The sequence below is a fragment of the Leclercia sp. EC_58 genome (assembly GCF_019584355.1).
In the GTDB taxonomy this organism is placed as follows: Bacteria; Pseudomonadota; Gammaproteobacteria; order Enterobacterales; family Enterobacteriaceae; genus Enterobacter.
In genome coordinates, this window is sequence record NZ_VDAM01000001.1 from 3,048,837 (window position 1) to 3,063,169 (window position 14,333).

Annotated in this window: 13 protein-coding genes and 1 other RNA gene; 10 read left to right on the plus strand and 4 right to left on the minus strand. The window is 54.1% G+C overall.

Features of this window, described 5'->3' with window-relative positions; translation table 11 throughout:
* A partial coding sequence (locus tag FHC51_RS15005) for an IS1 family transposase (protein WP_000851394.1) occupies positions 1-96 on the plus strand: 96 nt, incomplete at its 5' end.
* A gap of 100 nt (positions 97-196) precedes the next feature.
* On the opposite strand, the gene rprA is transcribed toward FHC51_RS15005, so the two are convergent.
* Positions 197-307, minus strand: an RNA gene (gene rprA / locus FHC51_RS15010) — antisense sRNA RprA.
* A 188-nt stretch (positions 308-495) separates the two neighbouring features.
* The gene (gene ydiK, locus FHC51_RS15015; protein WP_114315220.1) at positions 496-1,608 is read right to left on the minus strand and encodes an AI-2E family transporter YdiK; all 1,113 of its coding nucleotides are present in this window, start codon (positions 1,606-1,608) and stop codon (positions 496-498) included.
* 206 nt (positions 1,609-1,814) lie between these two features.
* Here ydiK and FHC51_RS15020 point away from each other — a divergent pair, with 206 nt between their 5' ends.
* A complete protein-coding gene (locus tag FHC51_RS15020; protein WP_220435913.1) occupies positions 1,815-4,871 on the plus strand; it encodes an FAD-binding and (Fe-S)-binding domain-containing protein in 3,057 nt (1,018 codons plus the stop codon).
* The gene (gene menI, locus FHC51_RS15025; RefSeq protein ID WP_103823867.1) at positions 4,868-5,278 is read left to right on the plus strand and encodes a 1,4-dihydroxy-2-naphthoyl-CoA hydrolase; all 411 of its coding nucleotides are present in this window, start codon (positions 4,868-4,870) and stop codon (positions 5,276-5,278) included. The genes FHC51_RS15020 and menI overlap by 4 nt, the downstream gene beginning before the upstream one ends.
* Positions 5,279-5,724: 446 nt before the next feature.
* Here the strand turns inward: menI and FHC51_RS15030 are convergent, their stop codons facing one another.
* Together FHC51_RS15030 and FHC51_RS15035 are read right to left on the minus strand one after the other, a co-directional pair.
* The gene (locus tag FHC51_RS15030) at positions 5,725-6,366 is read right to left on the minus strand and encodes a winged helix-turn-helix transcriptional regulator (protein WP_156238492.1); all 642 of its coding nucleotides are present in this window, start codon (positions 6,364-6,366) and stop codon (positions 5,725-5,727) included.
* An 85-nt stretch (positions 6,367-6,451) separates the two neighbouring features.
* On the minus strand, positions 6,452-7,111 hold the full coding sequence (locus tag FHC51_RS15035) for a helix-turn-helix domain-containing protein (protein ID WP_156238493.1): 660 nt from the start codon (positions 7,109-7,111) through the stop codon (positions 6,452-6,454).
* 502 nt (positions 7,112-7,613) lie between these two features.
* Between FHC51_RS15035 and FHC51_RS15040 the strand changes: the two genes are divergently transcribed.
* The 7 genes from FHC51_RS15040 to sufA all read left to right on the plus strand — a co-directional run bounded on the left by FHC51_RS15040 (position 7,614) and on the right by sufA (position 14,326).
* A complete protein-coding gene (locus FHC51_RS15040; RefSeq protein WP_220435914.1) occupies positions 7,614-8,138 on the plus strand; it encodes a fimbrial protein in 525 nt (174 codons plus the stop codon).
* A gap of 59 nt (positions 8,139-8,197) precedes the next feature.
* Complete coding sequence (locus tag FHC51_RS15045) at positions 8,198-8,875, plus strand: molecular chaperone (protein WP_220435915.1); 678 nt, start codon at positions 8,198-8,200, stop codon at positions 8,873-8,875.
* A 42-nt stretch (positions 8,876-8,917) separates the two neighbouring features.
* Positions 8,918-11,425 (plus strand): fimbria/pilus outer membrane usher protein, encoded by a 2,508-nt coding sequence (locus FHC51_RS15050; protein WP_220435916.1) that lies wholly within the window; start codon positions 8,918-8,920, stop codon positions 11,423-11,425.
* 24 nt (positions 11,426-11,449) lie between these two features.
* The gene (locus FHC51_RS15055; protein ID WP_220435917.1) at positions 11,450-12,457 is read left to right on the plus strand and encodes a fimbrial protein; all 1,008 of its coding nucleotides are present in this window, start codon (positions 11,450-11,452) and stop codon (positions 12,455-12,457) included.
* 13 nt (positions 12,458-12,470) lie between these two features.
* Entirely contained in the window at positions 12,471-12,983 is a 513-nt protein-coding gene (locus FHC51_RS15060) for a fimbrial protein (RefSeq protein WP_220435918.1), read from the plus strand.
* A gap of 22 nt (positions 12,984-13,005) precedes the next feature.
* Positions 13,006-13,641, plus strand: coding sequence for a LuxR C-terminal-related transcriptional regulator (locus FHC51_RS15065; protein WP_220435919.1), 636 nt, complete (start codon positions 13,006-13,008; stop codon positions 13,639-13,641).
* A 316-nt stretch (positions 13,642-13,957) separates the two neighbouring features.
* Positions 13,958-14,326 (plus strand): Fe-S cluster assembly scaffold SufA, encoded by a 369-nt coding sequence (gene sufA / locus FHC51_RS15070; RefSeq protein ID WP_039029102.1) that lies wholly within the window; start codon positions 13,958-13,960, stop codon positions 14,324-14,326.
* Positions 14,327-14,333 lie beyond the last annotated feature (7 nt).

Consider the following 14,333-nt stretch of genomic DNA (forward strand, 5'->3'; position numbering starts at 1 on the left):
GCAAGGCTGGGACGGAAGTCACTGTCGTTCTCAAAATCGGTGGAGCTGCATGACAAGGTCATCGGGCATTATCTGAACATAAAACACTATCAGTAAGTTGGAGTCATTACCTGAAATGTAGGAGTTAGCAATTTCTGTTAATACACAGATAACACACTACAGCCCTAGCCACTGCAGCTAACTTTTTAAAATGAAACGAAAAAAAAGCCCATCGTGGGAGATGGGCAAAGACTACACACAGCAATTCGTTGTTTCACTCAGGGGATTTCCATGCTTATAAATCAAGGTGTTGTTGATTTATAACCGTGACCTAATAGTAGGCATAGGGAATTTTTGCGTCGATCAGATTCGTCTCAATAGTTTAAGAAGCATGAAGAATTTATGAAGTAGATTGAAGGAATTACGAGCAGGAGAGGCTTTAGCAGCGCTTAAGGGAAATCAAATTGATAAGTAGTGCTTAACATTCTGGTGGGCGAACCCACCAGAACGGGAGCGTTACTTTTTGACCTCGTCCGTTTCGTTAAGGGCGGCAAGCAGCACATCAGGATCGGTTGGCGGCAGCGGGACCTCATGGACCCACGCAGAGAAGAGTCGCCAGGAGACGGCCAGCAGTACCGGTCCGATAAACAGACCGATCATCCCAAACGCAATCAGCCCCCCGATAACGCCGGAGAGGATCAGAATCAACGGCAGGTCGGCACCCATGCGAATCAGAATCGGGCGGATGACGTTATCCATCGTGCCTACCACGCAGCTCCACACCAGCAGGAAGGTGCCCCAGGTGGTATCGCCGCTCCAGTAGAGCCAGACAATCGCCGGAACCAGAACCAGCAATGGCCCCAGCTGCATCAGGCAGGTTAACAGCATCAGCACCGTAAAGAGGGTGGCGTAAGGCACCCCGGCGATTGCCAGACCCACACCGCCCAGCACCGACTGCACCAGGGCCGTCACCACCACACCTAGCGCCACGGCACGCACGGCCTGCGCCGCCAGCAGCATCGCCGCGTCGCCGCGTGTCGAGGCCAGACGGGTGGCGAAATGGCGAACGCCCAGCGCTACCTGCTCGCCGCGCCAGTAGAGCAGGGCGCTGAACAGCAGCATCAGTACACAGTGCACGACGAAGCGGCCAAGATGCGCGGCGGTACCCACAAACCAGGTGGTGGTGGCGCCAATATAGGGCCGTACTTTCGCCATAATTGCGCTGCCGCCCATATCCAGCAGGTTATGCCAGCCGGCATAGAGCTTATCGCCAATCAGCGGGATATCGTTGAGCCAGGCCAGCTCCGGCAGCGTCATATCGCCGCTGGTGATGCTGGTAATGAGCGGGCCGCTGCCGTCAACCAGGCTATTGACCAGCAACGCGACAGGAATGACAAAGAGCAGGACCAGCAGTAACGTCATCACCAGCACTGCCAGCGTCCGGCGGCCAAACAGTAAGCGTTCAAGACGAATAAATAGCGGCCAGGTGGCGATAACCACCGTTCCTGCCCAGGCAAAACCGAGAATAAAGGGTTGAACAATCCACAGACACGCAATAATCATGATTGCCAAAAACAGCACCGACAGCAAAACTTGTGCAACGTCCCTGGGCTGGTGTCGATTGACCATAGATGAAATTTACCTTTTAAGAACACCGGCAAACCGGCGAGAACATAAAACCGCATCACTATAATCATTAGTGATTTCAGCCATTTTTAACAGGCAGATTCTGCCTGTAATTCTGTCGGGCGGATACGTTTAAAATGTGATACAAAATGTGAGACACAACGCAAACGATTATCTACAACTCTTAAGATTGGGCAGGGTCGACAGTAATGATCCCACAAATTTCTCAGGCACCCGGCGTCGTTCAGCTGGTGCTGAATTTTTTGCAGGCACTGGAGCAACAGGGTTTTACCGGCGATACCGCCACACGTTATGCCGACCGGCTGACCATGGCGACCGACAACAGTATCTACCAGCTACTTCCCGATGCAGTCGTTTTTCCCCGTTCTACCGCTGATGTGGCACTCCTGGCCCGTGTGGCCTCCCAGGAGCGTTTCGCTTCGCTGATTTTCACCCCTCGCGGTGGCGGCACTGGCACCAACGGCCAGGCGCTTAACACGGGGATCGTCGTCGATATGTCCCGCTACATGAACCGCATCATCGAGATCAACCCGGAAGAGGGGTGGGTGCGGGTAGAAGCCGGGGTAATCAAGGATCAGCTCAATCAGTTTCTGAAACCTTACGGCTATTTTTTTGCCCCGGAGCTGTCGACCAGTAACCGCGCTACCCTCGGTGGGATGATCAATACCGACGCCTCAGGTCAGGGCTCGCTGGTCTACGGTAAAACCTCCGATCACGTTCTCGGCGTGCGGGCGGTACTACTGGGCGGGGATATTCTCGATACCCAGCCTGTGCCGGTTCAGCTTGCCGAAACGCTCGGCAAGGACAACACCACCGCCGGGCGCATCTACCGCACCGTGCTGGAACGCTGCCGCGACAACCGCCAGCTGATTATTGATAAATTCCCGAAGCTGAACCGCTTCCTGACCGGTTACGATCTGCGTCATGTCTTTAATGACGATCTCAGCCAGTTCGATTTGACCCGCATCCTCACCGGCTCAGAAGGGACGCTGGCCTTTATTACTGAAGCGCGTCTCGATATCACCCGCCTGCCAAAAGTGCGCCGCCTGGTGAATGTGAAGTACAACTCTTTCGACTCTGCGCTGCGTAATGCGCCGTTTATGGTGGATGCCCGGGCGCTGTCTGTTGAGACCGTTGACTCAAAAGTGCTCAACCTGGCGCGGGAAGATATCGTCTGGCACTCGGTCAGCGAGCTTATCGCTGACGTGCCCGATAAAGAGATGCTGGGCCTGAACATCGTTGAGTTTGCCGGCGATGACGCAGCGCTTATCGAAAGCCAGGTTGCTGCCTTATGCCAGCGGCTGGACGAGCTGATCGCCCGGGGCGAAGGTGGGGTGATTGGCTGGCAGCTGTGTAACGATCTCGCTGGCATCGAACGTATCTATGCGATGCGTAAAAAAGCGGTGGGGCTGCTGGGCAACGCCAAAGGGGCTGCCAAGCCGATTCCGTTTGCTGAAGATACCTGCGTGCCGCCGGAGAACCTGGCGGACTATATCGTTGAGTTCCGCGCTCTGCTCGACAGCCACGGCCTGAGCTATGGCATGTTTGGCCATGTCGATGCCGGGGTGCTGCACGTACGCCCGGCGCTGGATATGTGCGATCCGCAGCAGGAGATCCTGATGAAGCAGATCTCCGATGAGGTGGTGGCGCTCACCGCTAAATATGGCGGTCTGCTGTGGGGCGAGCACGGAAAAGGCTTCCGCGCAGAGTACAGCCCGGCCTTCTTTGGCGAACAGCTCTATGGCGAGCTGCGCAAAATCAAAGCGGCCTTTGACCCGGATAACCGCCTCAACCCCGGTAAAATCTGTCCGCCGGAGGGTGTCGACGCCCCGATGATGCAGGTGGATGCAGTCAAGCGCGGCACCTTCGACCGCCAGATCCCAATAGCCGTGCGCGCCTCCTGGCGCGGTGCGATGGAGTGTAACGGTAACGGCCTGTGCTTTAACTTCGATGCGAAAAGCCCGATGTGTCCGTCAATGAAGATCACCAGCAACCGCATCCACTCGCCGAAAGGACGTGCGACACTGGTGCGCGAGTGGTTGCGTCTGCTGGCCGACCGCGGCGTGGATCCGCTGGCGCTGGAGAAAGAGCTGCCGGAGAAACGCGCCAGCCTGCGTACCCTTATCGCGCGCACCCGCAACAGCTGGCATGCGAATAAAGGGGAGTACGACTTCTCCCACGAGGTGAAAGAGGCGATGTCGGGCTGCCTGGCCTGTAAAGCCTGCTCTACCCAGTGCCCGATTAAGATCGACGTGCCGGAGTTCCGCTCCCGCTTCCTGCAGCTCTATCACAGCCGTTATCTGCGCCCGATGCGCGATCACCTGGTCGCGACGGTGGAGAGTTATGCCCCGCTGATGGCCCGCGCGCCGCGCACCTTTAACTTCTTTATTAACCAGCCGCTGGTACGCAAACTTTCCGAGAAGCATATCGGCATGATCGACCTGCCGCTGCTCTCCACGCCCTCCCTGCAGCGTCAGATGGTCGGTCACCGCTCTGCCAACCTGACCCTTGAGCAGCTTGAGGCGCTGAGCGCGGAGCAAAAAGCGAAAACGGTGCTGGTGGTGCAGGATCCCTTTACCAGCTATTACGATGCCCAGGTGGTAGCGGACTTTATTCGTCTTGCCGAGCGGTTAGGATACCAGCCGGTGCTGCTGCCGTTTTCACCAAACGGCAAGGCGCAGCACATCAAAGGTTTCCTCAGCCGCTTTGCGAAAACCGCGCAAAAAACCTCGGACTTCCTTAACCGGGTGGCGCAGCTGGGTATGCCGATGGTCGGGGTCGATCCGGCGCTGGTGCTCTGCTATCGCGATGAGTACAAACAGACCCTCGGTGACAAGCGCGGCGACTTCCACGTCATGCTGGTACATGAGTGGCTGCCGACGATCCTCGATGCGCAACCCGCCCAGGAGACCAGCGGCGAGGCGTGGTATCTGTTCGGACACTGTACCGAAGTAACCGCATTGCCGGGCGCGCCAGCACAATGGGCGGCCATCTTCGCCCGCTTTGGCGCGAAGCTGGAGAGCGTTAGCGTCGGCTGTTGCGGCATGGCCGGAACCTATGGGCACGAGGTGGTGAACCACGCGAACTCGCTGGGCATCTACGAGCTTTCCTGGCATCAGGCGATGCAGCGCCTGCCGCGCAACCGCTGCCTGGCGACCGGCTACTCCTGTCGTAGCCAGGTCAAACGCGTCGAAGGCAACGGCGTGCGCCATCCGCTGCAGGCCTTACTGGAGATTATGGGATGATCTGGAAACGTGCGGTGACGTTGCAGGCGTTAAACGCCATGAGTGACGGAAATATGGTGGGGTTGCTGGATATCCAGTTTACCCGCATCGGCGAGGATGAACTGGAGGCCACCATGCCGGTCGACAGCCGCACCCATCAGCCTTTTGGGCTGCTGCACGGTGGTGCGTCGGTGGTGCTGGCTGAAACCCTGGGCTCGGTGGCCGGCTACCTCTGTACCGAAGGAGAGCAGAAGGTGGTGGGGCTGGAGGTGAATGCCAACCATATTCGTTCCGTGCGCAGCGGCCGGGTACGCGGCGTCTGTCGCGCGTTGCATGCTGGCTCGCGCCATCAGGTATGGCAGATTGAGATCCTGGATGAGCAGAACCGTTTATGCTGCTCGTCGCGGCTGACTACCGCGGTGATATAAAGCGAAAGGCCGCAAATGCGGCCTTTTTTCATTTTTTATCACCTTGAAATACCGACGTTTACTGGCGGGCCGCAAGAAATGTTAATTCGCGCACCCGGGTTTATGAGATTATTCCTATGCTCCTTCAAGAGCTAAGCCATATTGAGTGCCGGAGATAAGCGCCGGATGGAGCGAGAAGCCCTTAAGATTACCTCTGGTAGTCTTAAGGGCTTTCTTTTTTCCGCATTCAGTAATCGTTGTTAATGTCCTGCATAGCAGACAGGATAACCAGACCGGTAATGACGACGGCAACGATGGCGATGGTCACAAGTGCAATGAGCATTTCCCCTCCGTATGTTGCCCTTTTGCCGAAGCATAGCGCACCCGGCGGCGATCGCCTCAGTCTTCCGACTGATATTCAGAATACGCCTACAAAAAGAGAACACCCTGCTGGTGGGCTGATTTACCTAGTATCTGGCGGGGAGCTTGTTGATGCTAATCAGTCGACCCTCTTCCATTTCCACGTAACCACCAGCTTTCAGATCGGCCAGAATACGCATCACCCCACTGCGCGAAAGCTGGGTTTTATCCCGGATATACCTTTCAGCGGTGATCCTGGCGCGAAAACTCTCATCTTCGGCCATCAATTCCTGCAACTGCTGGCGAATTAATTCATACGCGGTGGGTGAGCCCACTGGCATAACGTGGTGATAGAGTCGGTTATAAACAAACATCAGGTGGCGGGAGACAACGCTCCACAAATCTTTTTCTGTGCAGATGTCGTTGACTTTATCGGTCGCAAGCGTACCAATAACGCAAGGCTCAAGGGTTTTGAAGTAGTTGTCGAAGTAGATATCCGTCAGGTTTGCCAGACCCAAAATTGCCGGGCTGTTGGCGGTTGAAAGCAACATATCGTTGCTCCGGCGATAAATCGCCACGCTGCCCTCAATAATCAGATAAAAGACACCCTGACCATTGATACAAAGCTCGAACCGCTCTCCCCGTTGGGCGTGGTGAAGGGTCGCGTAGGGTTGCAGATGGGATACAAGCTCCTGCGCCCAGGGCGACCCACGCTGAGCCTGACCGGGCGGCGTCGTTGGCGATGGCATAAAATGACCTACTGGATGAGGCTGACGTAATGAGGGTTATTATAGTGCTTGTGCGCCCTCCTGGCTCCGCGTTATGGCTCCTTAATCAATATTTCAGCGGCAGATGATGAATATCAATCAGTACCCCCCGCTGCATGGCGATATATCCCCCGGTTCGTAACTCCGACAGGATACGCATGATCCCGCTTCGGGACAGATAGGTCCGGCTTTTGATATAGGCTGCCGCGGTGGTGTTGAGCCGTACCGAGTCAGGCTCCTGTAACAGTTCGACTAACTGCAGACGAATAATGTCATACGCGGACATTTGCGATATCTGTGAACAGTGTTCATAGATTCGGGAAACCGTATAAATCAGCAGCCGCGAAAAGGGTTCCCATAACCCCTCATTGGCTACGATCTGATTAAATAAGGCCAGAGGCATGGGCGCCACCTCAACATCTTCCAGGGCTCTGGCGTATAAATGTTCCGAACATAGCTGACTGCTAACACCAATAATAAAAGGACCCGATTCAGAATTCAGCACCACGCCGTCGCCACGGCGATGCAGGGCTACGCTGCCACTTAATAACAGCCAGCACTGCCGTATCTCCCCATCGTAATAGTGCACCACATCGCCTTTATTTATCGTCACGGTCTCGGTAAAAGGACGAAGATGGGCAATCAGTTTTTCTATATCTGCAAAAGGTTTAAACGCCAGCGAAGAGGTGGTGGGAGCGCCCTTTACCGCCGTCATTCGGGTATTCATCAGGTGACCTCATCTTACTGAAACTAACGGTGATTCTTAACCGGGCGCGATTATCGTAAAAACTATTGATGCTGGGAATATCAGTCTCGGGTCTAAAAATAGACTGGCCGTGGCTGTTTATGATTAACATATTGATAAGATTTGATTTTCTTGCAGAGTCTATTAATAGACCAGACGCTCAGACGGGGCATTCTATTCACTGAAGAACAAAAGTGAGAGCATCCCGGGCTGAATCTCGGCGCTGAAGGGCAGGCAAAAAAAAGAGTGGCAAAGTCTAAAACTAGACCGAGAAATAATTTGAGTTCAGGAAAGTCTTTATATAAATTGCATCATGTGAGTGAAATTTGACCAGGGTGATTTATATAAATTTACGATGGCACCTCTTTTACTCACAAAAAGGAACCAGCATAACGGGCATAAAAAAATAAAAGGTGATTCACACCTTATGGAATGCTTTTGCCCAAAAAATGGTGATGGTAAGTGTTATTAAGGACATAATTCTATGAAAAAGACTATTGTTGCGTTATCGGCTCTGGCTGCAGTCTGCACCTCTTCTGTCTTTGCGGCAGCAGGTACGGTTAACTTTGCCGGAAATATTCTGGATTCTGCCTGCGACGTTGCTGTCGCTTCGCAAAACCAGACCGTAGTTATTGGCGATTTTTATAAATCTGAGTTCGCGGGTATGGGAGACCGAACCGCAGCAAAAGGCTTCGATATTATATTAAGAAATTGTCCAGATACCGTAACATCAGCAAAGGTTCGTTTTGACGGTACGCCGGATCTCGTTAACCCAAGTCTGCTGGCCATTAATACTGCGGTTTCGGGTGCGGCAACGGGCGTGGCAATTAATCTGATGTCAGCAGATAAAGTGGATCTGCCGCTGCACGGCGAGAATAACTATAACTATGAACTGACCAGCGACCAGGATAATACCCTGAAATTCTACGCGCAGTATATTTCGACAGCGTCAAGCGTGACGGCAGGTCCGGCAAACTCGGTCGCTAATTTCTCTGTTGTTTATAACTAATGACCTGACCGGACATCAGGTGGGGCCGGAACACGGCCCCGTTGTCACTGAGGTATGTAATGAAATTTGTTCACAAAATCCTGCTCGCCAGTCTTTTTATTGTGACGGGCGTTTCGGCTGCACAGGCAGGGATCGTTATTGGCGGAACACGGCTTATATTTGACGGCAGCAAAAAAGAGGCCGCTATCAACGTCAATAATCCTGATAACTCACCTTATCTGGTTCAGTCGTGGATAGAGGGAGTGAGTGACAGTGCGCCGAAACCGCCTTTTATCATTACGCCACCTCTCTACCGGCTGGATAAAGGACAACAAAACGTTGAGCGGATTGTATTAACCGGGACACTGCCACAGGACCGCGAGAGTCTGTTCTGGCTGAATATCAAATCGATCCCCTCGGCAACGACCACCGAGAATTCGCTGCAAATTGCGGTGAAAACACGAATTAAATTAATTTACCGTCCGGCAGGCTTAAAGCGCTCAACACCAGAGGAACAGGCGGATAAATTAATCTGGCGACGTAACGGCAATAAAATTGAGATCGTTAACCCCACTGATTATGTGATGAATTTTAATGAAATCACTGTTGGGGGTAAAAAAGTACCAGAGGCAACCTGGATATTGCCTCATGGACAAACGGCAATTTTCCTTCCCGCACAAAATATCGGCAGCGCCGTGGTCTTTAAATTGATTAATGATTTTGGCGGCACAGGGGACGCACATACAGCAAACCTGTGACCGATAAAAGGTTGCAGGTGATATTCATGGAGCAGTATTAAGATGGAAATCAGCGGAAATAAAGCCACCTGGCTGGCAGGGTTTATTACCGTTGTCCTGGCCGGTGAAGTAAATAAAATTCAGGCGCGCGAATTTTTTAACCCCGAACTGATTGAACTCGATAATCCGGGGATCGACAGAGCCGATCTGAATGGCTTTGAAACAGGTTCTCAGGCTGCAGGTGTTTATCATGTTGATATTGTTCTTGATGGTCAGCTGGCGGACACCCAGGACGTTACGTTTCATAAAGTGACAGACAGTGAGGGTGAGTCGCGCCTTGAGCCCTGTCTCAGCGTCGACCAGTTGCGTCAATGGGGGGTTAAAACCGAGCGCTTTCCGGGGCTCAGCCAGCCAGGCTCGCCGTGCGCGCATCTGGCGGCTATCCCTCAGGCCAGCACCGATTTTCAGTTTGCCAGCCAGCGCCTTGCCATCAGCGTTCCACAGGCCGCGCTGACGATACAGGCCAGAGGTTTTGTTCAGCCTGCGCTTTGGGATGAGGGGATCACCGCCGCCATGCTCAACTACTCGCTCAGCGGTGCAAGCATTATGAATAAAAACGGCGGCAGCGACAGCAGTCAGTACGCCAACCTGCGGCCGGGTTTGAATATCGGACCGTGGCGATTGCGAAACTACACGACCTGGTCACTGGGCAGCGAAGGTCAGACGCAGTGGGATAACGTTTATACCTATGCCCGAAGGGGCATTGTCCCGCTGAAAGCCCAGCTGACGCTCGGGGACAGCGCGTCACCGGCAGATGTGTTTGACAGCATGCCTTTTCGCGGCGGACAACTCGCTTCAGACGATGACATGCTGCCGGATTCGCTCAGGGGCTATGCGCCGGTGGTGCGCGGTATTGCAAGGACCAACGCGCAGATCATTATTCGCCAGAACGGCTATCAGATTTACCAGAACTACATCGCACCGGGTGCCTTTGAAATTACCGATATGTACCCGACCGGCGGCGCAGGGGATCTCGAGGTCACTATTAAAGAGGCCGACGGCAGCGAACAGCATTTTACCGTGCCGTTTGCCTCACTCCCGGTATTGCAGCGTGAAGGGCAGCTGAAGTACGCCGTCACCGGCGGGCAATATCGCTCATGGGATCATCGCGTGGATAAAACCCCGTTCAGCCAGTTCACCGGTATCTACGGCATTCCGTATGGCCTGACCCTGTACGGCGGATTTCAGGGGGCGAGTAAATACCAGTCGCTGGCCGCCGGAATGGGAAAAAATATGGGCGATTTCGGTGCCTTTTCGGCAGACGTCACCCAGGCCTGGTCAACCCCGCAAGATCGCGCAAAATCGAACGGCCAGTCATGGCGGATGCGCTACAGCAAGAATTTTGTCAACAGCGGGACCCATGTTGCCATTGCGGGCTACCGCTACGCCACGCGGGGTTATTACGGGATGCAGGAGGTGCTGGACACCTATGGCAGCGACAGCGCGCTCAACGACAGGCGCCGTAATCGCGCCGAGTTAACCCTGAGCCAGACGCTTGGCAACCACCTGGGCTCGCTGATGTTAAGTGCCGTAAGGGAAGATTACTGGGATATCAGGCAACCAAAGATCTCATGGAGCCTGGGCTATAACAATTTCTGGCAGAGCGTCAGCTACGGGCTGACCTATACCCGGAGTAAAAGCGGCAGCGACGGCACGCGTGGTGATGCCAAAGAGCAGATGGTGGCCTTGAATATCAGCGTTCCGCTGGGAGCCTTCCTGCCGCAAACCTGGGTGAATTACGGTATGAGCGCCAGTAAAAACAGCGGCACCCTCCACAGCCTGGGGATGAACGGCACGGGGCTGGAAAACAATGCCCTGAGCTGGAATGTGCAGCAGGGTTACAGCACGGATAACGTCGGCTATACCGGCAATATAAACGGTGATTACAAAGGCACTTATGGTGAGGTGACGGCGGGTTACAGTTACGATCAGTACAGCGACCGGCTGAATTATGCCCTCCAGGGGAGCGTGGTCGCCCATGCCGACGGCGTGACCTTTTCTCAGACGCTCGGCGAAACCAACGTGCTGATAAAAGCGCCCGGCGCGGCAGGGGTAGGGATACAAAACCAGTCCGGGACGAAAACCGATTACCGCGGTTATACCCTCTGCAGCAACATGACACCCTACCGGAAAAATGACGTTTCGTTGTTGACCGATACCCTGCCTGACGATATTGAACTGGAACAGACGGTACAGACCGTGATCCCGACCCGGGGCGCGATTGTGCGCGCCAGCTATGTCGCCAGTGTCGGGCTGCGGATCCTGATGACGCTCACCCGACAAAATGGTCAGCCGGTGCCTTTCGGCGCTATCGCGACGGTGAACGGAGCGCAAAACACAGGTTTCATCGTGGGTGACGGCGGCCAGGTCTATTTAACCGGTTTGCAGCCGGATGTGAAATTAACGGTGAAGTGGGGCGAGGCGGCACAACAGCGTTGCCAGGCTCACTACACCCTTAATACCCAACAACCTCCCGGCGAGATAATTCGTGCGGATGTGGTTTGCCATTAATTGAATGATTGTGGATGACTCGACATGTCTATTATCAGGTGCCTGTTCATCCTGGCGGGAATACTCTTTCCACTGTATGGCTATGGATGTGATTACACCTATATCGGTGCCCCGTATAGCATTAATTACGGCAATATTATCGTTCAGCGCGATCTCCCGGTCGGGCAGGCGATCAGCAACGAAATTTATGGCTCGCTGGCGCTGACCTATAGTTGTACGCCAACGGGGAATGAAGGTTCAACCGCAGGCATGAAGAGCGGGGGACTGGCTTATGCGTTCACCACCGCCAACGGTCGCCGGGTATATCAAACCGGGTTGCCAGGCGTCGGGGTCTCCGTGGGATATTATGAAAAAACCACCGCCGGGAGCGCCAGTTTTAATGGAACCACCTGGTTAGGGGCCGATCTTTTCAGCGCCTCCTGGAGCTCGAACGCCAATGAAGTACACGCCAGCAATTTCCAGCCGATTATTCAGTTCTGGAAAACCGGCGATATTACGTCGGGTTCTGTGAACGGACTACTGGCCTCCTTTGTCGCCTGGACAGAGCAATATCGGGGCGGCACGGCGGCACCGGATGTGCCCGTCTATGCCGGAACCGGTTCGATTACACAGGTAGCCTGCGCCATAACCACGCCAAATCTGGTCTTCCTTCTCGGCGACGTGCCGGTAAGCCGTTTCGGCGATACGGTCGGCACCCTCCCTGAGGGGGGACAAAACACGCAAAACCTCGGCCTGAACTGCGACGCTGGGGCGAAAATTAACGTCACGCTGAACGGCATTCAGTACCCCGGGCTCAGTAACAACAGCGTGCTGGCGTTAACCGGCCAGGGCTCGGCGGGCGTTGCCGACGGCGTGGGTGTCCAGCTGCTTTATAACGGCGAGCCGCTGGTTTTAAACAGCACGATTGCCCTTAAACAGACGAGTGGCGGTCAGGAGAGTATGCCGATCACCGCCCGTTACTATCAAACCAAAACCTCAGTAAGCACCGGAACCGCGAATGCCAGTGCCACCCTGATCCTCACCTATCAGTAAAAGGAAACGATCGATGAGGCTGAATATTATCGGGATAGCGAGCATCTGGCTGTACACCGCTGCAGCGTTGGCGACGGATGCGGTAAGCGTCTTAGTAAAAGGGAGGATTGTCGCCTCTCCCTGTATTTTTAATGGCGGGAATTCGAATGTGAACGTCAATCTGGGAAACATGCAGGCGAAGAATATGGCTACGCCGGCGTCATCCTCCACGCCTGTGCCTTTTTCGCTCAACTTCACCCAATGTCCGGCGGCTACCCAGAGTGTGACGGTTAGCTTAACCGGGACGGCAGATCCCGTGGCCGGAACGCACTATTACAGGAACAGCGGCACCGCCACAAATATCGCGCTGGGCATAATTGAAACCGGTACGGGGAATTTAAAAGGTCCGGGGAGCCGCATGACTCAAAATATTGGCGACGATCGTACTGCAACCATGAATTTGCAGGCCATTACCTATTCCGCTACCGGTGGCGTCACGCCAGGAACTATCAGCGTCGCCATGGTCGCGACGCTGGAATACAACTGAACGAGTGAGGGAAATACCGACGATGGTCAACGTGCTTATTAATGAGACAGAGACGCTTTACTGTTATGCGCTGAAAAAATTGATTGTCGATCTCTTCGGGACGCAATTCGGGTGTGAAATAGATTTTATGACGGAATTTACCCGAGAGAATATTAGCAACGCCGATCTCATGGTGCTGTCACTCTGCCGGGGAGAGCCCCTTATCTGTACGCCAGAATTACTGGCGCGCAGGAAAGGGGTGATGATTGGTCTGGTCAATGGCGAACACTACAGTGAAGAGACATTACCGGCCTGTTTTCAGGAGATGGTTTTCGTGTCGCGGGATGCGCCGTTGAGCGATTTTTATCGGGTATTCAGTTCGGCCTGGCACACCCTGCAGCGCCACGAAGAGATCAGGGTTAACCCCGTCTGCGCCGAATGTCAGCACCGGACTTTATCTCCGCGGCAGACGGTGATTATGGCGAGCCTGTACCAGGGGCTCTCGACGCCCGCTATTGCACAAAAGCTGAAGATCGACAGCAAAACGGTGTATGCGCACAAGTATGATGTCATGCAAAAATTCCAGCTGGGGAGCGATCACCATCTGCAGGCATTGCTGACCCGAATGCGGGACAAAAATATGCAAATAAACCTGCTGCGTGAATGTCTGAAAGTCTGATTGTGCCTGTGACGCTCTGAAAGATGCCCGCCTGCGCGGGCGTCTTACCTGTCTGGCTATCCCAAAAATAGGCATTTTCTATACATATTTTAGCTTTTGACCATTTCCACCGATTTCCTCCTCTAATTTCCAATATTATCAACCGATTAAACAATCTCCGTCAGGCCTGTTAAGCCCGTCATCAGGGTCTATGCTTAATAAAAGTATTCAAAAAGGGCGGTTAAGCCGAATGACCCTGCAAGTGAGGGGTTGAAGTGATAATCATTATCACTAACATGGTGTTATGCCCAGAGGGCGCAATACATGAGGTGGACTTATGGAACAGCATTCAGAAACGTTTGATCCAACAGATTTTGCATGGCGTGGATTATCGCTGACCCCTGCCGCAGCGGCGCACATTCGCGAGCTGGTGAGCAAACAGGCAGGTATGCTCGGCGTGCGGTTAGGGGTGAAACAGACCGGCTGCGCCGGTTTCGGCTATGTCCTCACCACCGTCAGCCAGCCGGAAAAAGACGATCTGGTTTTTGAACATGACGGCGCCCGGCTCTATGTGCCGCTCCAGGCGATGCCGTTCATTGACGGTACGGAAGTGGATTACGTGCGCGAAGGCTTAAACCAGTTATTCAAATTCAATAACCCGAAAGCCCAGAACGAATGTGGCTGCGGCGAAAGTTTTGGGGTATAGGCGGTAT